The sequence below is a fragment of the Streptomyces sp. V3I8 genome (assembly GCF_030817535.1).
In the GTDB taxonomy this organism is placed as follows: domain Bacteria; phylum Actinomycetota; class Actinomycetes; order Streptomycetales; family Streptomycetaceae; genus Streptomyces.
Map to the genome: position 1 here is coordinate 6,155,356 of NZ_JAUSZL010000002.1, position 26,495 is coordinate 6,181,850.

General features: G+C 72.8%; 7 protein-coding genes. 4 read left to right on the forward strand and 3 right to left on the reverse strand.

Annotated features, from left to right (window positions below):
• The first annotated feature begins 4 nt into the window (after positions 1-4).
• The 4 genes from QFZ75_RS27245 to QFZ75_RS27260 all read left to right on the forward strand — a co-directional run bounded on the left by QFZ75_RS27245 (position 5) and on the right by QFZ75_RS27260 (position 4,771).
• Complete coding sequence (locus QFZ75_RS27245) at positions 5-217, forward strand: MbtH family protein (RefSeq protein ID WP_307540964.1); 213 nt, start codon at positions 5-7, stop codon at positions 215-217.
• Between the two features lie 65 nt (positions 218-282).
• On the forward strand, positions 283-1,482 hold the full coding sequence (locus tag QFZ75_RS27250; protein WP_307540965.1) for a cytochrome P450: 1,200 nt from the start codon (positions 283-285) through the stop codon (positions 1,480-1,482).
• 114 nt (positions 1,483-1,596) lie between these two features.
• Entirely contained in the window at positions 1,597-3,174 is a 1,578-nt protein-coding gene (locus tag QFZ75_RS27255) for an FAD-binding oxidoreductase (RefSeq protein WP_307540967.1), read from the forward strand.
• 292 nt (positions 3,175-3,466) lie between these two features.
• On the forward strand, positions 3,467-4,771 hold the full coding sequence (locus QFZ75_RS27260) for an activator-dependent family glycosyltransferase (protein WP_307540969.1): 1,305 nt from the start codon (positions 3,467-3,469) through the stop codon (positions 4,769-4,771).
• Positions 4,772-4,867: 96 nt separating this feature from the next.
• Here QFZ75_RS27260 and QFZ75_RS27265 read toward each other — a convergent pair whose 3' ends face one another.
• Genes QFZ75_RS27265 through QFZ75_RS27275 form a run of 3 tightly spaced genes read right to left on the reverse strand, consistent with a single transcriptional unit; the run spans position 4,868 to position 26,462 of the window.
• The gene (locus QFZ75_RS27265) at positions 4,868-6,865 is read right to left on the reverse strand and encodes an alpha-hydroxy-acid oxidizing protein (protein WP_307540972.1); all 1,998 of its coding nucleotides are present in this window, start codon (positions 6,863-6,865) and stop codon (positions 4,868-4,870) included.
• Positions 6,862-13,329 carry a type I polyketide synthase gene (locus QFZ75_RS27270; protein ID WP_307540974.1) on the reverse strand — a complete coding sequence of 2,156 codons (6,468 nt, stop codon included), beginning with the start codon at positions 13,327-13,329 and terminating at the stop codon, positions 6,862-6,864. The genes QFZ75_RS27265 and QFZ75_RS27270 overlap by 4 nt, the downstream gene beginning before the upstream one ends.
• Positions 13,326-26,462: an SDR family NAD(P)-dependent oxidoreductase gene (locus QFZ75_RS27275; RefSeq protein ID WP_307540975.1), complete on the reverse strand. Its 13,137-nt coding sequence runs from the start codon at positions 26,460-26,462 to the stop codon at positions 13,326-13,328. The genes QFZ75_RS27270 and QFZ75_RS27275 overlap by 4 nt, the downstream gene beginning before the upstream one ends.
• Between the last annotated feature and the right edge of the window lie 33 nt (positions 26,463-26,495).

The following is a 26,495-nucleotide window of genomic DNA, read 5'->3' on the forward strand; positions in this document are numbered from 1 at the left end:
CACCATGAGCACGAACCCGTTCGACGACGAGACCGGCACGTTCTACGTCCTGGTCAACGACGAGGAGCAGCACTCCCTGTGGCCGTCGTTCGCCGCGGTTCCCGACGGCTGGCGGATCGTCTTCGGGGCCGGGGAGCGCGCCACGTGCCTCGCTTACATCGAGGAGAACTGGACCGACCTGCGGCCCAGGAGCCTGCGCGAAGCCATGACCGCCTAGTCCTGTCCCCGCGTGTCCCACCCGAGATTCTTTGCGGATCCGAAGAGAAGAAGAGGAACGAGCGCGTGACGCAACTCGCTGACCGCTGGGGAGTGAACCCGGCGTATTTCTGGATGTGGGACAGGTGGCCGGAGCGGCCCGTCGAGATCGACGACAGCGGTGTGGTCCATGTGTACGGGCACGCCGAGTGCGTTCAGGTCTACGGCGACCCGAAGACGTACTCGTCCAATGTGGAAGCGCTGTTGCTCGGGGAGGCGGATGAGGGCGAGGCGCTGAGCGACGGTGCGCTGAGCGCGGCGGACCCGCCCAAGCACACGAAGATGCGCAAGATCGTCAGCCGTGCGTTCACACCGAAGATGGTGGCCGACCTCGAACCGCGGATCACCAGGATCACCCATGAGCTCCTCGACGCGGCGGAGGGCAAGGACGGCCTGGAACTGGTCGAGGACCTGGCCTACCCGATGCCGGTGATCGTGATCGCCGACATGCTCGGGGTGCCGCACAGCGACCGGTACCTCTTCAAGCGCTGGGTCGACCAGATCGTCACCGCCGCCGGCGAGGTGACCGTGGAGACCGCGGGCGTGCAGCGGGACGACGCCGACGTCGTGGCGGCCATGGGGCAGGTGCCCGAGCTGATGGACTACCTGCGTCAGCACGTCGTCGAGCGCCGCTCGAAGCCGCAGGACGACCTGCTCACCAAGCTCGTGGAGGCGGAGATCGAGGGCGAGCACCTGAGCGAGAGCGCCATCGTCAACTTCGCCAGGGAACTCCTCGTCGCCGGACACCTCACCACCAGTGCGACGATCGGCAACATGCTGCTGTGCCTGGACGCCCACCCGCAGCAGATGGCGCGGCTGCGGGCCGACCCCGGCCTCGCCCCGGGAGTGGTCGAGGAGACCCTGCGGTTCCTGAGCCCGCTCGCGGGCTCGGTCCGCGCGACGGTCGCCGACACGGAACTGGCGGGGGTCAAGGTCCCCGCGCGGAGCCTCGTCAGGCTCTGGCTCGGTGCGGCCAACCGGGACGAGCGCCAGTTCGCCCGTCCCCACGTGTTCGACCCGGACCGCGACCCCAACCCGCAGCTGGGCTTCGGCCGCGGGATCCACTTCTGCATCGGCGCACCGCTGGCCCGTCTGGAGGGGCGCGTCGGCGTGAACGTCCTCCTGGAGCGCTTCCCGAAGCTGCGCACGGACCCGGACAGCCCGCCGGAGTTCATGGATCTCGAAGACGTACTGGGTGTCTCGAAACTGTCGATGCTCACCACCTGACAGCCGTGGGGAAGTGGGGCGAGGTGTCCCGGCGCGGACCTGGACGAAGGCCGGGCCGGCCCCCGTACGCCTTCGTGCCGTGAGGGCCCCGAATTCAGCACAGATTGGATCAGCATGGTTTCGCGACGCAGATTCCTGGGCTCCGCGACGGCCGCCACCGGCGCAGCCGCGGGCTTCCTGCCCGCGGCTGCTTCGGCAACCGCTCAGGGCCGGCGCAGTGTGATCGTACGGCCCGGCGACCCCCGTTACACCGAGCTCGCCGGACGGGGCTGCAACACCCGCTTCGCCGCCACACCGGACGAGATCTGGCTCGTGAGCTCCGCCGGCCAGGTGGAGCAGGCGGTGAACAAGGCCATCGCCCACGACCGGCGCATCACGGTCCGCAGCGGAGGCCACAGCTTCGATCGCCTGGTGGACGACCCGCAGTTCCGTCTCCTCGTCGACGTGTCGGAGATGACCGGTGTCACCTTCGACCCACGGATGAACGCCTTCGCCGTCGAGGCCGGCGCCCGGCTCGGCGATGTCTACCGCGCGCTCCACGAGGGCTGGGGAGTCACCGTGCCGGGTGGCATCTGCCCCGAGGTGGGCGTGGGCGGCCACGTGAGCGGAGGCGGGTACGGTCCGCTGTCACGCCGGCATGGCCTCATCGTGGACCATCTGTACGCCGTCGAGGTCGTCGTGGCGGGCAGGGGTCGCACCGCACGGACCGTCGTCGCGACGCGGGAGCCGGACGATCCGCACCGCGACCTGTGGTGGGCCCACACCGGCGGGGGCGGCGGCGCCTTCGGTATCGTCACGAAATTCTGGTTCCGCACCCCGCGGGCCACCGGCGGCCCGTCCTCGCTGCTGCCCGCACCGCCCTCACGGATGCGGGACACCGTCGTGTCCTGGCCCTGGTCCGGGCTGACCGAGGCGGGCTTCACCCGTCTGGTGACCAACCACAACGCCTGGCACGCGGCGCACAGCGACCCCGGCTCGCCGTACTCCGTGATGCACAGCTCGCTGAACCTGTACTCCACGACCGCCGGCTGGGTGCAACTGGAGATCCGCATGGACGCCACCCTGGCCGAGACGGACCAGCTGCACGACGACTACATCGCCGCGGTCTCCGAGGGTGTCGGCGCCGAGCCGATGGTTGACGTCACCGAGGGCAGCTGGCTGGACATCACCCTCGAACCGACCGCCGTCCACCCGGGTTACACGCGGCAGAAGACCACCGGCGGGCACATGCGCGAGGTGTTCACCCCAAGCCAGATAGCCGCGATGTACCGGTCCCTGACCGATCCGGACCACCTCAACATCGGCCTGGTGTACCTGGCCGCCTACGGCTGCGCGATCAACACCGTCGAGCCCTCCGCCAGGGCGATCCCCCAGCGCGACTCCATCATGAAGCTGTGGTACACGTCCGTCTGGGTCGACCCGGCACACGACGAGGCCGAGGTCGAGTGGCTGCGCACGCTGCGCAGGAACGTCCACGCGGCGACCGGCGGATTCCCGGTGCCCAACGGCCAGCAGGACGGCGGGTACATCAACTACGCGGACGTGGATCTGCGTGATCCGCACCAGAACCGGAGCGGCGTGCCGTGGTACGAGATCATCTGGAAGGGCAATCACTCCAGGCTTCAGCAGGTGAAGAACACGTACGACCCCCGGAACGTCTTCCGGCACGCGCTCTCTCTGGACCCGTCCTGACCATCGCCGGACGGCCGGCCGGCACGGACTCCACCTCGGCGGGTTCGACGCGCAGGCCGCGGATCCCGACCCGGAACCCGGCGCGCCCCGGAGGAGCTGAACGGAGCTGATCACCATCTTTGCCACGACGGCCGGACAGGAGGCCGTACGAGGGACCCCACGGACGCGGGTTTCCCGCGCTGATCAAGCGCTCCGGTTCCACGGCGGGTACGGCTGCCTGTCCGGCCACGGGCCGGAGAAGACGGAGCGGCGAGAATTTTCGAGGACGCGGCCCACGGAGGAGACAACCGCTATGCGTGTCCTGTTTGTCACATTCCCCTGGCGGACCCACTTCCAGGCCTCCGTGCCGTTGGCCTGGGCCCTGCAGACGGCCGGGCACGAGGTGCGTGTCGCCAGTGGTCCGGAACTGACCGAGGTCGTCACCAGATCGGGCCTGACAGCGGTCCCTGTCGGCTGCGACGAGCCCGTCCTCGCGAAGTTGGAGCGGTCGCAGGCCGACATGTTCCGGCGGATCGCCGAGGAGCACGGGGCGCCGGACGACCTCCTGAGCGATGTGTCCGAGAACCGGGAGGAGGAGCTCACCTGGGAACGCCTGCGCTGGCTGTACCGCTACCTCACCGGAACCTTCAAGGCCATGAACGACTCGATGGTCGAGGAACTGGTGGAGTACTGCCACTGGTGGAAGCCCGACCTGATCGTCTGGGACTCCCTGAGCCACGCCGGTTCGATCGCTGCCACCGCGGTGGGGGCCGCCCACGCGCGCATGCCGATCGAGCTCGACGTGGAGATCCGGATGCGGCGGCACTTTCTGCGGGTCCGCGGGGAGCAGGCCCCCCAGGACCGCGAGGACGCCCTGGGGGAGTGGCTCGGAGACTGGGCCCGGAAGTACGGCAAGCCGTTCTCCGAGGAGATGGTGACCGGGCATTTCACCATCGAGCAGATGCTGGGTTCGATGCGGGTGGAATCGGACGTCCCTCATGTCCCCGTCCGCTACCTTCCGTACAACGGGCCCTCCGCCGTGCCGGGCTGGGCCCGCCACGAGCCGTCGAAGCCGCGCGTCCTGGCCACCTTCGGCGTGAGTCAGGAGAAGGACGCGGCGGGGCAGGCCCTGTCCGTCGAGCAGTTGCAGGGGATGCTGGACTCCGTCGCCGACCTCGACATCGAGCTGGTGCTGACCCTGTCCGCGCAACTGCAGAAGGAACTGGAGCGCGTTCCCGACAACACGAGAATGGTGGAGTTCGTCGCACTGCACTCCGTCATCCCGTCGTGCTCGGCGGTCATCCATCACGGAGGGGTGCCCGCCTTCCTCGTCTCGATCGCCCTCGGGGTGCCGCAGCTGATGATCAGCCGTGTCGTCCCTGACGTGGGCGAGCGCGGCCCGCGTCTGGAGGAGGCCGGAGCCGGGGTGTGGATCCCGGCGGACGAGCCGGAGGAGACGAGCGGGGCGCGCATCCGGGAGCACCTCGTGCGGCTCCTGGACGATCCGGCGTTCCGGGAGGGTGCCGGGCGGCTGCGTGAAGAGCTGCTCGCGCAGCCGGCACCCGGTGAAGTGGTCCGGGAACTGGAACTGCTCGCGGACCGCTACCGCAGCCGATAGCCGATAGCCGATAGCCGATAGCCGATAGCCGATAGCCGGAATCCGACCGGCCGCCTTCGAAGGCGGCCGGTCGACGTGTGCTCGTGTCTGTTCCGGTCAACCGCGATGTGCCGCAGAGCCGTGGGACGTCACCGACGCGGCGAGGGGACCTGCCGGGGCGATCAGATCCGGGGAGATGGCCGTGGCGTCGCCCCGGCCCGTCAGCGTCAGCGCCAGGTCGAACTCGGCGAGCAGACACCGCAGTACGTGGTGCACACCGCGGCGCCCGCCGAGCGCCAGGCCGTACTGGTAGGGCCTGCCGTACAGGACGGCGTCGGCGCCGAGGGCCAGTGCCTTGACGATGTCGCTGCCGGTGCGCACGCCGGAATCCATCAGCACGGGGACGGAGTCCCCGACGGCAGCCCGCACCGCGGGCAGGCAGTCGAGAGCGGCCATCGTGCCGTCCAGCTGACGTCCGCCGTGGTTGGAGACGACGATCCCGTCCGCGCCGTGTGCCAGCGCGAGGCGGGCGTCGTCCGGGTGCAGGATTCCCTTGACGAGGATGGGCAGGCCGGTCAGTTCGCGCAGCCAGGGGAGCCGGTCCCAGGTGAGGGACGGGTTGCCGGAGATGCTCGCCCAGTGTCCGACGACCGCCGCCGTGTCGGCGCCGGGGGGCAGCGCCGCCCGGAACACGGGGTCGCTGGTGAAGTTGGCGAGACCGGTGCCGTTCACGAACGGCAGGAAGCCGTGGTCGAGGTCCGCGGGCCGGTAGCCGAAGGCGGGGTTGTCGACGGTGAGGACCAGAGCCGAGTAGCCGCTCGCCTCGGCCCGGCGGACCAAGGACGTGGCCAGGAGGTCGTCCGAAGGCCAGTAGAGCTGGAACCAGCGAGGTCCGGGGCCCGCGGCCGCCGCGACCTCCTCCAGACTGTGGGAGGAGAAGGACGACAGGATGAAGGGCAGGCCCGCGTCGGCCGCGCCGCGTACGGCGGCGAGTTCGCCCTCGGGGTGGACGACGGTCTGGGCGGAGACCGGCGCCAGCAGGACGGGAGCGGACAGCCGCCGGCCCAGGAGGGGAACCGAGAAGTCACGGTGGGTGACTCCACGCAGCACTCTCGGCACCAGTCGCCACCGGTCGAAGGCCTCGCGGTTGGCGCGACCCGTCGCCCCAGTTCCGGCGTTGCCCGCCACATAGCTGTACACGGCCGATGGCAGTGCCCTGCGGGCCTCCTCCTCCAGACCCAGCAGGTCGGTGGTGAGCTGGTCCGCGCGGGCGTCAGGGCCCGCCAGGTAGATCTCCCGCACCAGGTCGGCCGGGACGCCCGCGGTGTGTGCTGCCAGGTCGTCGTGGATGTACCGGGTGAGCAGCTTCGCCACCTCGCAGACGCGTTCCGTCAGCGCGAAGTGGCCACCGGAGTGGATCTCCACGGAGCGTCCGGCCGTGGTGTGGCGGGTCCAGCCCTGCACCTGTTCGAGACTGTTCTTCGGGTCCGCGGAGGCGAGCAGCACGGTGAGCGGGGTCGTGAGGGTGGTGTCCTCGGAACACCGGTAGTGGCGCAGCAGCCGGTGGTCCGCGCGCAGCATGCGCAGGATCTCATCGAGGAAGTCCGGGTCCTGGAGCAGCGCTTCGGGCACTCCGCCCAGAGTGCGAAGACCGTCCACGAGCACCTCGTCACCGCTCGCGTCGAGGTCGGGCTCCTCCCAGTCCTGCGACGGCGGACGGGCGGCGGAGACGAACAGCCGGGCCACGCTGGCGTGTTGCTCCAGGAGGCGGGCCGTCTCGAAGGCCGCGAGCGCGCCCATGCTGTGTCCGAGGAGGAACAGGGGGCGGTCGGCGTACGGGGCAAGAGCGTCGGCCACTCCTGCGGCCAGTGCGGCGATGTCGGCGGCGAAGGGTTCGGACCTGCGGTTCTCCCGGCCGGGATACTGCACGGCGAGCAGTTCGACGTCCTCGGGCAGCGCCCCCGACAGGCCGGTGAAGGCGTGCGCGGTGCCGGCCCCGTGCGGGAAGCACACCAGCCGGGCGGAGCTGTGCTGCTTGCGGTGGAAGACCCGTATCCAGCGCGCCTCGTCGCCCTCTGCCGGGGCGGGCGACGAGGTGGCGTTGCGCTCCGTCATGACGTGGAGGTTCCGTTCTCGGTCGTGGTGGCCAGCCGGTCGAGCAGACGGCCCAGGCGCTCCCGTACGGCGTCACGTTCGGCACCCGCGAGGGTCCGGGTCCGTTCGGCGAACGCGGCCTCGAAGCCGGCGAGGTCCGCCAGCAGCGGCGACGGAGTGCCGGAGTCCTGGGACGGCGCCAGTTCCTCCGCCAGGTGAGCGGCGAGTTCGCGCGGGGTCGGCCAGTCGAAGATGAAGGTCGCCGGCAGCCGGAGTCCGGTGGCGGCCGTGAGCCGGTTGCGGAACTCCACCGCGGCCAGCGAGTCCACGCCCGCGTGGTCGAAGGCGAGGTCCGGGTCGAGGGCGGCGGCGGACGCGTGGCCGAGCACCCCGGCAAGCTCTTCGACGAGCCGCCCGAGGAGGACGTCCTCGTCGTCTCCCGAGGACTCGGTGTCCTGCGCGTACGGCGTCGCGGAATCGTCCGCGTGCTCCGCGAGCCGCTCCAGCCCGCTGGGCAACAGGGATTCCAGGAGTGGCGGCAGGGTGCCGTCGCGGTGCTGAGCGGCCAGGGCGTCGACGTCCCAGCGCCCCGCCACGGCCACCGGCCGGTTCCGGCGGACCGCCGCGTCGAAGAAGGCCAGGCCCTGGTCGATGGACATCAGCAGGATGCCGAGCCGGGCCATTCGGGCGACCTGGGCGTCGGTGAGGGTGCTGCCCATACCGCCCGCCACGTCCCACTGGCTCCACACCACGGACACGCTGGGCCTGCCCGTGGCGTGCCGTTGCTCCATCAGCCCTTCCAGGAACGCGTTCGCGGCGGCGTAGACGCCCTGCCCCGCGGAGTTCAGGGTGCTCGCCACGGAGGAGAAGACGACGAACATGGACAGGTCCAGATCCGCGGTCAGCTCGTGCAGGTTGAGCGCCGCGTCGACCTTCGGACGCAACGGCAGTTCGAAGCTGTCGGCGGTCAGATCGGTCAGGACTCCGCCCTCGAGCACCCCCGCGGCGTGGACGAGACCGCCGATCCGCACGCCCTCACGGGCGAGTGTGTCGAGTGCGGCGGCCAGCGCGTCGCGATCGGCGGCGTCGCAGGCCACCGTGCGGACATCGGCGCCCAGGCCGCGTATCTCCGCGACGGCCTGGGCCGCGTCGGGTCCGGGGGCGCCGCGGCCCATGAGCACCAGCTGCCGCACACCGTGCCGCTCCACCAGGTGCCGGGCGGTGATCCGGCCGAGCCAGCCGAGGCCACCGGTGATCAGCACCGCCCTCGTGGTGTCCCAGGCCTCGTCGGGGACCGGCAGGTCGAGGACCACCTTGCCGGTGTGCCGGGCGTCGGCGAGGTACCGGAAGGCCTCGGGCGCGCTGCGGATGTCCCAGGCCGGCACCCGTGGTGGCTGCAGGACGCCCTCCTCGAACAGGCCGACGAGGGTGCGGAGCATCTCCTGGATGCGATCGGGGTCCGGTTCCTCGATGTCGAGGGCCCGGTAGTCGACACCTGGGTACGCCGCCGCCACCTCGTGCGGGTCGCGAGGATCGGCCTTGCCCCTCTCGAGGAACCGGCCACCCCGCGGCAGGAGGCGCAGGGACGCGTCGGCGTACTCCCCGGCGAGGCAGTTGAGGACGACGTCGAAGCCCGCGCCGCCGGTGTGGTCCAGGAACCGCTGCTCGAACGCGGGCGTCCGGGAGGAGGCGATGCGCTCGTCGGGCAGTCCGGCCGCGCGCAGAGCGTCCCACTCGACGGGACTCGCGGTGGCGTGGGCCACGGCACCCAGGTGGCGGGCGAGTTGGAGAGCGGCGGTGCCGACCCCGCCCGTCCCCTCGTGCACGAGCACCGTCTCGCCCGCGCGCAGCTTCGCGAGCTCCACCAGGCCGTAGTAGGCGGTCAGATAGGCCACGGGAACCGCGGCTGCCCGGCGGAAGGACCAGCCGTCGGGTATCGGGCACACCAGGCGGCGGTCGGTCACCGTGATCGGCCCCACGCCGGGGAACAGGCCGAGGACCCGGTCACCGGGTCGCAGGTCGGTGACGCCGTCACCCACATCGACAACGACACCGGCACCCTCGGCGCCCGGGCCGGCGGCGTCCGGTCCTGCTGTGCCCTGTACGACGTCCGGCGCGAGGGGCATCTCGCGGAAGTCGAGCCCGGCCGCACGCATCCGTACCCGGATCCGGCCCGGCCCCGGCGGCTGCTCCGCCTCGGGCCAGGGCTCCATCGAGAGGTCGGCGAAGGACTTCTCGGCGAGGTGGCCGAGTCGCCAGTTCTGCCCGGCGGGCGGCTGGAGCGAAGCCGCCGGTGCGTGGGGGTCCAGGACGAGCCGGTACGCGGTGCCGCCGCGCAGCGCGAGCTCCGGCTCGCCGGTGGCCAGGGCAGCACCGAGGGCCTCGCGGGAGGCGGTGGTGCCGTCCTCGTCGAGCAGCACGAAACGGCCCGGATGCTCGGCCTGGGCGGAGCGCAGCAGGCCCCACACGGCACGGTGCGCGGGCTGCGCGGGCGGTGAGCTCTCACCGTCGACGGAGACGGCTCCGCGCGTGGCGATCACGAGGCGGGTGCCCGTCAGCTGCTCGCTCTCGAGGAAGAAGTGGACCGTGCTCAGGACGTCGTTCAGCGATTCCCGTACGGCCGCCGCCGTGTGGCCCGTGGGAGCCGGGCAGGACAGCAGAATCGTCCGGGGGGCGGGATCTCCCGCGGCGAGGGCCGCGGCGAGGGCGACCCGGCCGTACTGGCTGTCGTCCGGCCCGAACTCCACCCGGCGCTCGGCCGGTGCGACGGCGGGCAGCTCGGACAGCGGCGTCCAGCGCGGCAGGAACAGGCCGTCGGAGGCGTCCTCGTCGCCGGGACCGGCGTCCGCGACCGGAACCGGCCGCAGGGCGAGCGAGCCGATCGAGGCCACCGGCCCGCCGTCGGGGCCGGTGACCGCGACGGAGACCGTGTTCGCCCCTGTGGGGGTCAGGCGGACCTGGATCCGGCCGACGGCGACGGCATGGACGCGCACGTCGGTCCAGACGGAGGGGAGCACGCCAGCAGAGCCGTCGACGCCCTCGGCCGCCAGCGGATGCAGCGCGGCGTCCAGGAGCGCGGGATGCAGCGCGTGCGGGCCGGACCCGATCCCGTCGGGCAGTGTCACATCGGCGTACGTCTGCGTGCCGTGCCGCCACATCGCCCGGACGCCGCGGAACGCCGGTCCGTAGCGCAGCCCTGCGGCCGCCAGCGCGGTGTAGAGGTCTTCGGGCCGTACGTCCACCGGGACGGCGTCCCCGGGCAGGCCGTCCTGCGGGCCGGTGTCCCCGTCCGGCCCCCGCCGGGAGACGGAGCCGTGGGCGTGGCGGGTCCATGCGGACGGGCCGGTGGCGTCAGAGCGGCGGGCGTGCACGGTGACGGCCCGGCTGTCGTCGGTGCCGGGCCCGGCAAGGAAGACCCGCAGTTCGACCTCCGCGCCCTCCGGTACGGCCAGGGAGGCTTCCGCGACGAGTTGCTCCACCAGGTCGCAGCCCACCGCACGGGCGGCGCTCACCACCAGGTCGAGCAGGGCGGCGCCGGGCAGCAGCACCTGGCCCGCCACCTGATGGTCGGCCAGCCAGGGCAGCGCCGTGTGCGAGAGGCGTCCGGTGAACAGGACACCTTCGGGCTCCGGAAGGTCGGCCATGGCGGTGAGCACCGGGTGGTCGAACGCGGTCAGTCCGGCAGCGCGCACGTCACCGGTGCGCTCGGGCAGATCGAGCCAGTAGCGGCGGCGCTGGAAGGGGTAGGTGGGCAGCGCGACGCTGCGGGCGCCACGGCCCTCGAACACGGCGGCCCAGTCGACGTCGGCGCCCACGGCGTGCAGCCGGGCCACCGCGGTCAGCAGGGCGGTGGCCTCCGGCTGTCGGCGGCGCTGGGCCGGGATCAGCTCCGGGGCGGGCCCGTCGGTGAGGCAGTCCGCGGCCATCGCGGTGAGGTCGCCCGCCGGGCCCACCTCCAGGAACCGGTCGTACCCGAGGTCCGCGAGGGACTGGACGCCGTCCTTGAAGCGGACCGCTTCGGCGGCGTGACGCACCCAGTACTCCGGATCCGCGAACGCGTCCGGCTGCGCCGGCTGACCCGTGAGATCCGAGATCACCGTCAGTTTCGGCTTCCGGAAGGTCAGGCCCTCGACGGCCGTGCGCAGTTCGTCGAGAACCGGCTTCATGAGGGGGGAGTGGAAGGCGTGGCTGACCTTCAGCCATGTGGCCTTGCCGCCGGAGCTCTCGAACTCGGCTGTCAGGGAGACGAGTTCGTCCCGGTCGCCGGAGAGCACGGTGGCGGCCGGACCGTTCACGGCGGCGAGGGAGACCCGGTCCGTGCGTCCGGCGATCAGGGCGGTGGCCGTGTCCTCGTCCGTACGCAGCGCCACCATGGCGCCGCCCTCCGGAAGGCGCTGCATGATCCGGCCACGGACCACGGCCAGTTCGGCCGCGTCCGCGAGGGAGAGCACGCCCGCGGCGTGCACCGCGGCGAGCGCCCCGACGGAGTGCCCGATCACGGCGCCGGGTGTGATCCCCCAGGACTCGAAGAGACGGAAAAGGGCGACTTCGTAGGCGAAGAGCGCAGGCTGGGTGTACTCGGTGCGGTGCAGCAGCGCGGCCTCGGCGGAACCTTCGGCGGCGAAGACGACCTCGCGCAACGGGCGGTCGAGACGCCGGTCGAGTTCGCGGCAGGCCGCGTCGAAAGCGGCTGTGAACGCCGGGAAGGTGCGGTACAGCTCCTGACCCATGCCGGACCGCTGGGCGCCCTGCCCGGCGAAGAGGAAGGCGTTGCGTCCCTCGGCGGCCTTCCCCCGTACGGCGGTGCTGGTGCCGGAGTCCTCCGCGATGCTGCGCAGGCCGTCGAGCAGGCTCTCGCGCCCCTCCGGGAGCAGGACCGTGCGGTGGGTGAGGTGACCGCGGGTGGTGGCAAGGGAGAAGCCCAGGTCGAGGACGCCCACGGGAGTGGTGGGCTCCGCGGTCAGAAGGTCGAGCACGCGGGCCGCCTGGGCGCGCAGTGCGGCTGGGCTGTGCGCCGACAGGGCGACCGGGACGACGGGCAGCGGTACCGGCACCGCCTCGGTGGACGGCACCGGCGCCGCTTCGGTGGCGGGCTCGGGGGCCTGCTCCAGAATGACGTGGGCGTTGCTGCCGCTGATACCGAACGAGGACACCGCAGCCCGCCGGGGACGCCCGTACGCGGGCCACTGCTTCGCCTCGGTCAGCAGCTCCAACACCCCTTGGGACCAGTCCACATGGGGCGTGGCCTCATCCGCGTGCAACGTCCTGGGCAGCAGGCCGTTCTGCAGTGCCATCGTCATCTTGATGACGCCGCCGACCCCGGCGGCGCTCTGGGTGTGGCCGATGTTCGACTTGAGGGAGCCCAGATACAGGGGGCGGTCCGACGGACGGTCCGTGCCGTAGGCGGCGAGGAGCGCGCTCGCCTCGATGGGGTCGCCGAGCGCGGTGCCGGTGCCGTGCGCCTCGACGGCGTCGACCTCGGCCGGGGAGACGCCGGCGGCGGCGAGGGCCTGCTTGATGACGAGTTCCTGGGCGTGGCCGCTGGGCGCGGTCAGGCCGTTGCTGTCGCCGCTCTGATTCATCGCGGAGCCCCTGACCACGGCCAGCACGGGGTGGCCCAGACGGCGGGCGTCCTCGAGCCGCTCCAGCAGAAGCAGCCCGGCGCCCTCGGACCAGCCGGTGCCGTCCGCGGAGGCGGCGAACGACCTGCAGCGCCCGTCGGAGGAGAGCCCGCGCTGGCGGCTGAACTCCACGTACGGCATGGGTGTCGCCATGACCGTGGCGCCCCCGGCCAGGGCCAGGGTGCACTCGCCCCGGCGCAGCGCGGTGCTCGCCAGGTGCAGCGCCACGAGGGACGACGAGCAGGCCGTGTCCACGGTCAGCGCGGGCCCCGCGAACCCGAAGGTGTAGGAGAGCCGCCCCGAGGCCACGCTGCCGGCGCTGCCGAGGCCCAGGTAGCCCTCGTACTCGGCCGGCGCGGGGGAGAGACGAGAGGCGTAGTCGTCGTACATGGTGCCCACGAAGACGCCGGTGCGGCTGCCGCGCAGCGCCGCCGGGTCGAGCCCGGCGGTCTCGAAGGCCTCCCACGCGGTTTCGAGGAGCAGCCGCTGCTGCGGGTCCATCGCGTGTGCCTCACGCGGCGAGACCTCGAAGAACTCGGCGTCGAACTCGCCGGCGTCGTGGAGGAATCCCCCCTCCTTGACGTACGACGTCCCGGGCCGCTCCGGGTCCGGGTCGTACAGGGAGGAGAGGTCCCAGCCCCGGTCGGTGGGGAACGGGCCGATGGCGTCGACCTCGTCGTCGACCAGGTGCCACAGGTCCTGCGGGGACGAGACACCGCCGGGGTAGCGGCAGGCCATGCCGACGATGGCGATCGGCCCGTGCTCGCGCTCGGCCTGCCGCTCGGCCGACGCCCGCAGTTGCTCGTTGTCCTTCAACGCGGTCCGCAGTGCGTCGACGACTTGCTCATGGGACGTGGCCGTCATCGTGTCTCTCCATCGCTTCCGTGCCGGGTCTGATCGATGCGGCCTGCGCCCAGCGCCAGGCGGACCAGTTCATCGGTGGTCATCGTGTCCAGGAGGTTGTCCTCGCCCGGTCCGCCGGCGCCTTCCGGGCCATCGGCACCGGTGTCCCCGGTGGCGTCCGTCTCGTCGGCCTCGTCCACCTCGTCGGCCAGGGTGGCGGTGAGGCGGTCGGCGAGGGCGCCGGGGCTGGGATGGTCGAAGACGAGTGTGGGCGGCAGTCGTACACCCGTCACCGAGCTGAGGCGGTTGCGCAGTTCGAGGGAGGTCAGGGAGTCGAAGCCCAGGTCCTGGAAGCGGCTGCCCGCCGCGACCCGGTTCTGGGCGGCGTGCCCGAGAACGGCCGCCGCCTCGGCCTGTACGGCTTCGAGGACGATGTGCCGCCGTTCGCTGGGAGCAGCTTCGGCCAGGCGGTCGCGCAGCGTGGCCGCCCGGTCTGCGGCGGGCCGCGCACTCGCCGCCGTGCGCGGGACCGCAGCCGGGGCGAGGGCCCGCAGGACGGCCGGAGCCGACTTTGCGTCGAGTCCGCTCACATCGAGCCGGGCGGGCACCAGGACGGGGGCGGCGTCCGCGATGGCGGCGTCGAACAGGGCGAGGCCCTCGTCGACGGGCAGCGCGGCGACACCGGAGCGGGACAGGCGCCGCAGGTCCCCGGCGCCGAGGTCACCGCCCAGACCGCCCCCGGGGACCGCCGCGGCCTCGTCGGCCCACAGCCCCCATGCCAACGACACGGCGGGCAGCCCTTCGGCACGGCGCCGGTGGGCCAGGGCGTCGAGGAAGGCGTTGCCCGCCGCGTAGTTGCCCTGACCCGCGGTGCCGAGGATGCCCGCGAGGGAGGAGAACAGAACGAACGCGGACAGCTCCAGATGCCGGGTCAGTTCGTGCAGATGGACGGCGGCATCGGCCTTGGGCCGCAGGACGGCGTCCAGGCGCCCGGGGGTCAGTCCCTCGACGACGGTGTCGTCGAGGACGCCCGCCGCGTGCACCACCGCGGTGGGCGGCTGCGTGAGCCCGTCCAGGACGGCGGCCAGCGCGGCACGGTCGGCGGTGTCACAGGCGGTGACGGTCACCTGGACACCCTTCGACTCGAGCTGACCGACGAACTCTGCGGCGCCCGGGGTGCTCAGCCCGCGCCGCCCGGTGAGCACCAGTTGCCGAACGCCGTACCGCTCCGCCAGGTGCCGGGCCGTCAGGCGCCCCAGGGAGCCGAGACCGCCGGTGATCAGGACGCGGCTGTGCCGGTCGAACGGGGTGGCGCCGGTGGGACGTGGCGTGTGTGCGCCCAGCCGAGGAACCAGGAAGGTGCCGTTGCGGATGGCGAGTTGTGGTTCATCCGATGCGGCGGCGGCTACGAGGCCGCGGACGGACTCCGGTCGGCTGTCGGTGTCGATCAGGGTGAATCGTCCCGGGTGCTCCGACTGGGCGGCACGGACCAGGCCCCACACCGCGGCACGTGCCGGGTCCGGGCGCTCGCCTTCGGCCGTGACGACCGCGTCCCGGGTGAGCACCACGAGCCGGCTTGCGGAGAACCGCTCGTCGGCCAGCCAGCGCTGCACGACGCCGAGGACGTCCTGGGTGTTCGTCCCGGTGGGCCCATCGGGTTCGGTGGGCCCACCGGGGGAGTGGGCTGTGCGGTGTGCCGCAGGCCCAGTGGCTCCGCCCGTACCGCCGAAGGCGGCGGGCGTGCCGGTCGCGGTGGGTCCGCTGTGTGCGGCGGACCCACCGAGTGTGAGGAGGACGACGGCGGGGGCTTCCCCGCCGTCGTCGAGGGAGTGGCTCAGCTCGTCGAGACGGGCGTGGGCACGCACGGTCACCCCGTCCACCCGGACGGCGTTGCGGAGCTCGTCGCCGTCCGGGCCGACCACGGCCCACGGAGCCGTCGGAGCGGCGGTGTCGAGCGTCCGGCCGGGCCAGTGCAGGGCGAACAGCGAGGTGGCCTCGACCGGCCCGCCGGTGGAGGGAGTCAGCTCACGCAGCGCGAGCTCGTCGGAGCCGAGCATCGGCACCCCGCTCCCGTCGGCGACGAGCAGGGAATAGGTGTCGCCGTCGCCGCGCCGCAGGCGCACGCGCAGCGGTCCGCTGCCGTCGGCGCCGCTGTGCAGCGTCAGGCCGCTCCACGCGAAGGGCACGAGGAGCCGGGGGTCGTCCCCGGCGCCACCGAGCAAGGCGTGCAGGGCGGCGTCCAGGGCGGCCGGATGCGGCAGGAAACCTTCACCGCCCGCCTCCTCGGGCGGCACGACCTCCGCGTACAGATCGGCTCCGTGGCGCCACAGGGCGCGCAGTCCCCGGAAGGCGGGCCCGTAGTGGTAGCCCCGCTCCGACAGGCGGGAGTACAGGCCGTCGAGCGGGACCGCAGACGCCTCCCGGGGCGGCCACGAGGAGAGGTGCGCCGGCTCCCCGGTGCCCGCGGCCCCCAGAGTGCCGGTCGCGTGACGGGTCCACTCGCCTGCCGGCCCGGTGCCGGGGCGGGAGTGAAGAGTGAGGGAGCGGCTGCCGTCGGCGGCCGGGGCGTCGACCATGAGCTGGACCGCGCAGGTCTGTTCGAGCGTCAGGGGCTGTTCCAGGACGAGCTCGGCCACGTGGCCCGCACCGGTGCGCCGCGCGGCATGCAGTGCGAGTTCCGCGACGCCCGCGCCGGGCAGCGTCACGGCACCGGCGACCGCGTGGTCCAAGAGCCAGGGCTGTGCCCGTACATCGAGGGTCCCGGTGTACAGCAGGCCCCGTCCGCCGGCCAGTTCGACACCCTCGTCGAGCACCGGGTGGGCGCGTTCGGCGACGTGGGCCGCGGGCGTGGCCGGCGCGCTCAGCCAGTACCGCTCGCGCTGGTAGGGGTAGGTGGGCAGGGGCACGGTGCGGCCGCCGCGGAAGAATCCGCTCCAGTCGACCTCGGCACCGTCCGCGTAGCTCCGCGCCAGTGCGGTCGTGAAGGTGCGTACTTCGTCGCGGCCCCGGCGCAGCAGTGGCGTCGCGGTGATGCCGTCGCCCCCGCCGGCCGGCACGAGGGCGGTGAGGACGGCGTCCGGGCCGAGTTCGACGAAGCCGGTGACGCCGTCCTGCGTGAGGGTGTGCAGTGCGTCGGCGAAGCGGACGGTGGTGCGGAGTTGGCGGACCCAGTATTCGGGGTCGGTGAGTTCTTCGGTGGTTGCGGTGTGTCCGGTGATGTTGGAGATGAGGGGGATGCGTGGGGGTGTGTAGGTGAGGGTGGTGGCGATGGTGCGGAAGTCGTTGAGGATGCCGTCCATGTGGGGTGAGTGGAAGGCGTGGCTGACTTTGAGGTCGGTGGTTCTGCGGCCTTTGTTTTTCCAGGTGGTGGCGAGTTCGGTGGCGGCGTCGGTGTCGCCGGTGATGACGGTGGCGGTGGGTCCGTTGACGGCGGCGAGGTCGAGGCGTCCGGTGTAGGGGGTCAGGGAGTGGCGGATTTCTTCTTCGGTTGCTTCGATTGCTGTCATGGTGCCGCCGGTGGGGGCGGATTGCATGAGGCGGCCTCGGTGGGCCACGAGGGTGCAGGCGTCGGTGAGGTCGAGGACGCCTGCTGCGTGGGCGGCGGCGATTTCGCCGACGGAGTGGCCCAGGAGTCGGTCGGGGGTGACGCCGTGGTGTTCGAGGAGCCGGAAGAGCGCGACCTCCACCGCGAACAGGGCAGGCTGCGTGTACCGGGTCTCGTCGAGCAGCGCCGCTTCCGGGCTGCCCTCATCGGCGAAGACCAGCTCCTTGAGGGAGATGTCAGCGACGGACTCCATGCGGTCGCATATCTCGTCGAAGACCTTCGCGAACACCGGGAAACGCCCGTACAGTTCACGGCCCATGCCGGGCCGCTGGCTGCCCTGTCCGGTGAAGAGGAACGCGGTACGGGCCGGTGCTGTCGCGCTGCCGGTCACCACGTGCGGCGCGTGTTCGCCGCGTCGCAGCGCGTCCAGTCCGGCGAGCAGTTCGGGGCGGTCCGCCGCGAGGACCACGGCCCGGTCCGGCAGGGTGGAGCGGGACGCGGCCAGGGAGTGGCCGATGTCGAGGTCCGACCGGCCGAGGGCGGTGGCGTCGCCGGACTCGCCCGAGCCGGCGGCAAGGGGACGCAACCGCGCGGCCTGGGCGCGCAGCGCCTGCGGGCCGCGCGCGGAGATCACCCAGGGCAGCAGGCCGGGGAGACCGGTCTCCCCGGGGGCGGTGGGAATCTCCGGCGCCTGCTCCAGGACGACATGGGCGTTGGTGCCGCTGACACCGAACGACGACACTCCCGCGCGCCGCGGTCCCCCGCCCGAGGGCCAGGGCCTGGCCTCCGTCAGGAGTTCCACCGCACCCTCGTCCCAGTCGACGTGGGAGGTCGGCTCGCCGATGTGCAGAGTGCGCGGCAGGATGCCGTGCCGCATCGACTGGACCATCTTGACGATGCCGCCGACCCCGGCTGCCGCCTGGGAGTGCCCGATGTTGGACTTCAACGAGCCCAGGTACAGGGGTCGTTCGGCATCCCGGCCTTGTCCGTAGGTGGCGAGGAGGGCCTGTGCCTCGATGGGGTCGCCGAGGCGGGTGCCGGTGCCGTGCGCCTCGACGGCGTCGACGTCCGAGGGGGAGAGCCCGGCGTGCGCGAGGGCGTCGAGGATGACCCGCTCCTGCGAGGGGCCGTTGGGCGCGGTGAGCCCGTTGCTCGCGCCGTCCTGGTTGACCGCCGAGCCGCGGACGACCGCCAGGACCTCGTGGCCGTTGCGGCGCGCGTCGGAGAGCCGCTCCAGGAGCAGCACACCCACACCTTCGCTCCAGGCGGTGCCGTCCGCGGAGTCCGAGAACGCCTTGCAGCGGCCGTCCGTGGCGAGGCCGCGCTGGCGGCTGAACTCAATGAACGTGCTGGGCGCGGACATGACCGTGACGCCGCCGGCCAGAGCCAGCTCGCACTCGCCGTTGCGCAGCGCCTGCGCGGCCAGGTGGGTGGCGACGAGCGAGGAGGAGCACGCCGTGTCCACCGTGATCGCGGGGCCCCTGAGACCCAGCGTGTACGAGACGCGACCGGAGACCACGCTCGGCGAGTTGCCCGTGAACCCGTAGGCCTCCAGGCCCTGCGGGGTGGCCGGAAGCCGCGAGGTGTAGTCGCTGTACATGACGCCGCAGAACACGCCGGTGCGGGTGCCGTGCAGGGCCGTGGGCGCGATGCCCGCGCTTTCCACGGCCTCCCAGCTGGTCTCCAGCAGGAGCCGCTGCTGCGGGTCCATTCCCGCGGCCTCACGGGGGCTGATGCCGAAGAACTCGGCGTCGAAGCGGTCCGCGTCGTAGAGGAAGCCGCCGTGCCGTGTGTACGACTTCCCGGCCTTGTCGGGATCCGGGTCGTAGAGGTTCTCGACGTCCCAGCCGCGGTTCTCCGGGAAGGGGCCGATGGCGTCGGTGCCGTCGGCGACGAGCTGCCACAGGTCGTCCGGGGAACGGACGTCGCCCGGGTAGCGGCAGGCCATTCCCACGATCACGATGGGATCGTCCGCCACCGCGGGGACGGGTGCCGTCGTTCCCCGGGGTGTGTACGGCCCGGAGGAGGTCGTCCGGTCGAGCTGCGCCATGAGGTGGTCGGTCAGGGCCGCCGGGGTGGGATGGTCGAAGACCACCGTGGCGGACAGCCCGACCCCCGTGGCCGCGCCGAGACGGCCGCGCAGTTCCAGGCCGGTCAGGGAGTCGAGACCGAGGTCGCGGAAGGCCGCGTCCGCGGCGAGGACCGAGGCGTCCGGCAGCGCGAGTACGGTGGACACCGTCGTACGGATCAGTTCCGTCACCGCACGCCGGCGCTCGGCCTCCGGAAGTTCGGAGGTCCGCGCTGCCCAGGAGTCGGTGCCGCCCTCGGCGGTCGTGGTGTGGGCCCGGCGTCGGACCGGAGATGCGAGCGAGCGCAGCAGTGCGGGCACGGTCGCGGCAGGGGCACGCAGCGCGGCCGGGTCGAGTTCGACCGGGACGAGCAGCGGTTCGCCCGTGGCCAGAGCCGCGTCGAACAGCTCCATGCCGCGTTCCGCGGTCAGCGGCAGGACGCCGTTGCGGCCCCACCGGGCGATGTCCGCACCGGAGAGTTCCGCGGCCATGCCGCCTGCCGCGGGGTCCCACAGCCCCCAGGCGAGCGACGTCGCGGGCAGCCCATGGGCCCTGCGATGCTGTGCCAGCGCATCGACGTGGGCGTTGGCCGCGGCGTAGGCGCCCTGGCCGGGGTTGCCGAGGAGCCCCGCGATCGAGGAAAACACCACGAACGCGGCCAACGGCATGTGCGTGGTGAGTTCGTGCAGGTGACGAGCGCCGTCGGCCTTGGCGCCGAGCACCCGGTCGACGGCGTCGGGGCCGAGATTGTCCAAGGTGGCGTCGGCCAGGACGCCCGCGGTGTGCATCACCGCGGTCAGCGGGTGCTCCGGCGGTACGGCGGCCAGCACCTCGGCGAGGCGTTCGCGGTCGGTGACGTCGCAGGCCACGATCGTGGCCGTGGCGCCCGCCTCGGCCAGTTCCGCCACCAGGCCGGGCGCCCGGCCGCTACGACTGCACAGCAGCAGGTGCCGTACGCCGTGCCGGTCGGCCAGGTGCCGGGCCACCAGGCTGCCCAGACCACCGGTGCCGCCGGTGATCAGGACGGTGCCCTCCGGGGCGAGCGCGGCCACGGTGTGCTGCGGGCCTGGGGTGCGGGTGAGCCGGGGAGTCAGCAGGGTGCCGTCACGCAGGGCCAGCTGGAGGGCGCCCGTGGTGGCGAAGGCGGCTGCCGTGGCCAGCTGGGCGGGGTCGTCGCCGTCCGTGTCCAGAAGCGCGAAGCGGCCCGGGTGCTCGCTCGCCGCCGTGCGCAGCAGCCCGTGCGCGGCGGCGGCGGGCAGATCGTGGACGTCCTCGCCGCCCACCGCGACCGCCGCACGGGTGAGGAGCAGGAAGGTCGTCGACCGCAGGCGCACGTCGGCGAGGCACCGTCGTACGACGGTGAGCATCTCGCGGACCACGGTGCGGGTCGCCGACACCTCATGGAGGCGCTCGTCCGGGGTGCGGCAGGGCAGTACCAGGACATCGGGGACCGGTTCACCGGCGGAGAGGGCCTCGTCCAGGGCGTCGAGGTTCCGATACGGAACGGCGGGGAGCCCTGCGACACGGGCACCGAGTACGGCCCAGAGGCCGGTGGGGCGGGCGCCGGTGGCGGGCATCGAGGCCGACACCGGCTGCCACGCCAGGCGGTGCAGCCCGTCGAGGGCCGCGCTGCGTGTGGCGATCCGGTCGGCCGGCACCCGGCGCAGTGTCAGGGAGTCGACGGACAGCACGGGCTGCCCGGCCGGGTCGGTGGCGGTCAGGGCGACGCTCTCACCCTCGCCACGGGCCAGGCGTACCCGCAGCCGGGTGGCCCCCGAGGCGTGCAGGGTGACGCCGCGGTACGAGAACGGCAGACGCAGGTCACCGGTGTCTTCGCCGCCCGCGGGCAGCAGCCCGATCAGGAGCGCGTGCTGGGCCGCGTCCAGGAGCGCGGGATGGATGCCGTAGTCGGCGGCCTCCCCGTGCAGCTCCTCGGGCAGCGCGACCTCCGCGTACAGGTCCGTGCCCGACTGCCAGGCGGCGCGCAGCCCTTGGAAGGCCGGGCCGTAGGCATAGCCCAGATCGGCCAGACGCTTGTACAGGCCCTCATGGGTGAGGGGGCGGGCACCCGACGGGGGCCAGGTGCCCCGGTCGGCCGCCGCCTGGGCGCCGGTCGGGGCGAGGACGCCCGAGGCGTGCCGAATCCACTCGCCCTCGTCCCAGGCTTCTCGGGCCGTCGGAGCCTCCCGGCGCGAGTGGATGGCGACGGAGCATTCGCCCGCCGCATCGGGGGGGTCCACGGTGATCTGAACCCGGATGCCCTCGTCCGGCAGCAACAGCGGTTCTTCCAGAACCAGCTCACGTAGGCTGCCGCGCCCGGCCCGGTCGCCCGCGGCGACGGTCAGCTCCACGACGGCCGCTCCGGGCAGCAGCGCGGCCCCTCCGATCACGTGCTGGGCGAGCCAAGGATGCGTGTGCGGCGAGAGCCGGCCGGCGAGCAGCAGTCCGTCGCCTGCGGCGAGGCTCGTCAGACTGCCGAGCAGCGGGTGACCCGCGGGTGCGAGACCGAGGTCCGCGGCGTTCCCCGAAGGGACGGGGGTGTCCAGCCAGTAGCGCCGCCGCTGGAAGGCGTAGGTGGGAAGCACGGTCCGCCGGGCGCCGGGGAAGAGCCGTTGCGTGTCCAGGGCGAAGCCGTGCAGTGCGAGCTGCGCGATGGCGGTGGTGAAGGTGTGCGCCTCGGACCGGTCGGGCCGCAGGACGGCGATCGGCTGCGGCCCGTCCTCGCCGAGGCAGTCCCGGACCATGGCCGAGAGGACGGGCGCCGGGCCCAGTTCCACGTATGTGGTGACCCGGTCGTCCTGAAGGGTGTGCAGTGCGTCGGCGAAGCGGACGGTGGTGCGGAGTTGGCGGACCCAGTATTCGGGGTCGGTGAGTTCTTCGGTGGTTGCGGTGTGTCCGGTGATGTTGGAGATGAGGGGGATGCGTGGGGGTGTGTAGGTGAGGGTGGTGGCGATGGTGCGGAAGTCGTTGAGGATGCCGTCCATGTGGGGTGAGTGGAAGGCGTGGCTGACTTTGAGGTCGGTGGTTCTGCGGCCTTTGTTTTTCCAGGTGGTGGCGAGTTCGGTGGCGGCGTCGGTGTCGCCGGTGATGACGGTGGCGGTGGGTCCGTTGACGGCGGCGAGGTCGAGGCGTCCGGTGTAGGGGGTCAGGGAGTGGCGGATTTCTTCTTCGGTTGCTTCGATTGCTGTCATGGTGCCGCCGGTGGGGGCGGATTGCATGAGGCGGCCTCGGTGGGCCACGAGGGTGCAGGCGTCGGTGAGGTCGAGGACGCCTGCTGCGTGGGCGGCGGCGATTTCGCCGACGGAGTGGCCCAGGAGTCGGTCGGGGGTGACGCCGTGGTGTTCGAGGAGCCGGAAGAGCGCGACCTCCACCGCGAACAGGGCAGGCTGCGTGAAGACCGTCCGGTGCAGCGCGGCGGCCTCGGGGCCGTCCCGGTCCGCCGCGAACACGATGTCCTTGAGGGGCGCCGGCAGGTGCTTGTCGAAGTGGGCGCAGATCTCGTCGAACGCGGCGGCGAACACGGGCTCGCTGTCGTACAGTTCACGGCCCATGCCGGGCCGCTGACTGCCCTGTCCGGTGAAGAGGAACGCGGTACGGCGTTTGCCCGGCGCGGCCTCCGGGCCCCGCGTCACGGCGGCGGAGGGCACGCCGTCGGCGAGCGCGGTCAGGCCGTCGAGGAAGCCCTCGCGGTCCTGGGCGACGAGGGCGGCGGTGCGGGCGAAGCGCGCGGGTGCGCTCGCGAGCGTCAGGCCGACATCGGCCAGGGGAAGCCGTGGATCCGTGTCGACGAAGGCGCGCAGACGCTCGGCCTGACCACGCAGCGCCTCCTCGGTGCGGCCGGAGAGCAGCCACGGCCCCGGTGCGCCGTCCTCGGCGGGGGCCGGACCGGCGCCGGACTCCTGCGACGCCTGCTCCAGGACGACGTGGGCGTTGGTGCCGCTGATACCGAACGAGGACACTCCCGCGCGGCGCGGACGGCCGGTCTCGGGCCAGGGCCGCGCCTCGGTCAGCAGCTGGACCGCGCCGTCGCTCCAGTCGACGTGCGAGGTCGGCTCGTCCAGGTGCAGGCTGCGCGGCAGGGTCCCGTGCCGCATGGCGAGCACCATCTTGATCACTCCGCCGACCCCGGCTGCCGCCTGGGAGTGCCCGATGTTGGACTTCAACGAGCCCAGGTACAGGGGTCGTTCGGCATCCCGGCCTTGTCCGTAGGTGGCGAGGAGGGCCTGTGCCTCGATGGGGTCGCCGAGGCGGGTGCCGGTGCCGTGCGCCTCGACGGCGTCGACGTCCGAGGGGGAGAGCCCGGCGTGCGCCAGGGCGTCGAGGATGACCCGCTCCTGAGCCGGACCGCTGGGCGCGGCGAGCCCGTTGCTCGCGCCGTCCTGGTTGACCGCCGAGCCGCGGACGACCGCCAGGACCTCGTGGCCGTTGCGGCGCGCGTCGGAGAGCCGCTCCAGGAGCAGCACACCCACACCCTCGGCCCAGCCCGTACCGTCGGCGCCCTCGGCGAACGCCTTGCAGCGGCCGTCCGGCGAAAGTCCTCGCTGACGGCTGAACTCCACGAACATGCCGGGACTCGACATCACCGTCACGCCGCCTGCCACGGCCAGTTCGCAGTCACCCGCGCGCAGGGCCTGCGCGGCCAGATGCACGGACACCAGGGAAGAGGAGCAGGCGGTGTCCACGGTAACGGCGGGGCCGCGCAGGCCGAAGGTGTACGCGACGCGGCCCGAGAGCACGCTGGTGAAGTTGCCGGTGAGCAGATATCCGCCGGCTCTGTCGTCCGCTTCGTGCAGCCGCGGCCCGTAATCCTGTGCGAGCGCGCCGAGGTAGACCCCGGTGCTGCTGTCGCGCAGTGCGGCCGGATCGACTCCGGCCCGCTCCAGGGCCTCCCACACCGACTCCAGGATCAGGCGCTGCTGCGGGTCCATGCCGAGGGCTTCGCGCGGGCTGATGCCGAAGAACTCGGCGTCGAACTCGTCCGCGTCGTGGAGGAACCCGCCCTGGCGGGTGTACGAGCGGCCGGCGCGGTCCGGGTCGCTGTCGAAGAGCGAGTCGAGGGGCCAGCCCCGGTTGACGGGGAAGCCGGAGATGACGTCCTTCTCGTCGAGGACGAGCTGGAACAGGTCCTCAGGGGAGGCCACATCGCCCGGGAAGCGGCAGGCCATGGAGACGATGGCGATGGGCTCGTCCGCATCGCCGCGCAGCCGTGCTGCGGGCGCGGGCGCAGTGGCGGTGCCGGTGAGCTGCGCGGCAAGGTGCCGGGCGAGCCGCTCCGGGGAGGGATGGTCGAAGAGCAGCGTCAACGGGAGCCGCAGACCGGTGGCATCGACCAGGCGGTTGCGCAGCTCGACGGCGCGCACGGAGTCGAGGCCGAGATCCCGGAACGCCCCCGTGCCGTCGAACTCGGTGTCCGCGTCGAACCCCATGACCACGGCGGTCTCGGCGCGGACCAGCTCCAGGAGCGAGTCCACGTCCGCCGCCCCGCGGTCGCCGGCCGTCTCCGGTGCGACGTCGGCCGGTGCCTCGTCGCCCGCCGGAGATTCGTGCGCCGGCAGTTCGGTGAGCGAGGCGTCCGGACCGAACGCGGGCCGCCAGTCCACCGTGGCGCCGCTGGTGTGCAGGCGCGCCAGCGAGGCGAGGAACCGGGGGGATCCGGGCTTGTTGCGGCGCAGCGACTCCACGACGACCGCGTCCGACTCCAGGTCGTCCAGGGTCTGCTGGAGCGCCATGGTCATGACCGGGTGCGGGCTGACCTCGATGAAGACCTGGTGATCGGCCTCGAGCGCGCGCACGGAGGCCTCGAACCGCACCGTGCCGCGCAGGTTGGAGAACCAGTAGTCGGCGTCCAGGGCGCTGGTGTCGAGGAAGTCGCCGGTGACGGTCGAGTGGAACGGCACGCCCGATCTGCGGGGCCGGATCGGCGCGAGCCCGGTGAGCATCTCCTCGCGCAGCTCCTCGATGTGCGGGGAGTGGGCAGCGAGGTCCACAGGGATCCGCTTGGCCGTCACCCCCTCGGCGGGGAGCTCTTCGAGCAGGTGGTCGATGACGTCACGGTCGCCGGAGAGGACCACCGACCGCGGCCCGTTGACCGCGGCGACGGCGATCCGGTCCCCCCACGGGGCGAGCTTCGCCTCCAGGGACTCCAGCGGCGCCGATACGGAGATCATCCCGCCCCGGCCCGCGAGCCGAGCCTGAGCCTTGCTCCACAGGGAGACCACCCTCGCCCCGTCCGCCAGGGACAGGCCACCGGCCACGACGGCCGCGGAGATCTCGCCGTTGCTGTGCCCGAGCACGGCAGCGGGCCGTACCCCGAAGGACTTCCACAGCGCGGCCAGGGCGACCATCACCGCGAACAGGGCAGGTTGGACGACGTCGTCACGGTCGAGGGACGCGGCGCCGGGTGCACCGCGCAGCACATCCTCCAGAGACCAGTCGATGTAGGGGGCGAGTGCCCGGGCGCTCTCGTCGATGGCCTCCCGGAACACGTCGGAGTCGTCGAGGAGCCCGGCCGCCATACCGATCCACTGGGAGCCCTGGCCGGGGAAGACGAAGACGGCCCGGTCCCGCGCCGTGGCGCTGCCGGTGACCCGGCCGGTGCTCCGGTCGCCGCGGGCGAACGCGGCGAGTTCATCGACCAGTTGCCGGTCGCTGTCGGCCCACACGACAGTCCGGTGCCGTACGAGGGCGGGGTCGGAGGAGGTGTGCGAGGCCGCGAGGGACAGGGCGATGTCCCGCAGGGCGGGCCGGTTCTCCCGGTGGTGGGCGATCAGACGTCGCGCCCGCGCCCGTACGTCGTCCTGGACGGTCCCGGAGACGATCACGGGGACCGTCGAGGTGCGGAAGCCGGGGAGGCGGGTGGCGCGGTCCGCTTCCGCGGCGTCCTCGACCGTCCCCTCCACGCTGATGCGGCACCCCCCACCGGTCAGGCTCGGCGTGGGCCGGCCGCGCTCGGCGGACACCACGGCCTGGTGCAGGTCCGCCACGCCGGACGCCGGGCCCGTGCCCTCCGGTCCGTCCGCGCAGTCGGCGCCACCGACGTGCAGCACCGCTCGTACGCGGTCGCCGTCGGCCCGGGCCCGGGCGAGCGTCTTGAGCACCAGGACGATGCCGACGGCGTCGTCGCCGCCCTCGGCCCCGGCCGCGAGCGCCACGTCGGTCAGGCCGTCGCCCAGGCTCCGCGAGGCCAGGAGCACGGCCCGCAGCGCGGCGGCGGCGCCGGTGGTGACGGTCGGGGTGAGTCCGTGCAGGCCCGTGGCGCGGTCCCTGTCCGGGAGACCGAGGAACAACGCCTGCTCACCGCCCCGGAGCTCACCCGGTGCGATACCCGCGGCCTTCAGCGCCTCCCGGCCGAGCGCGAGGAGCACCCGCCGCCCGCGCCCCGCCGGCGCAGCCTGCGGCCGCGACGTCTCCACCCGTCGCCGAGCCGGCAGGTCCCCGTGTTCCCACGGGTTCGGTGCGCCCGGAAGACGGCAGGACATGCCGATGACAGCGAGGGACACTCCGAGGGACCCGGCATCGGTGCTCATGCGGTCGGCAGACACGTGTTCTCGCTCCAGATCTAGGAGTTGCCACGC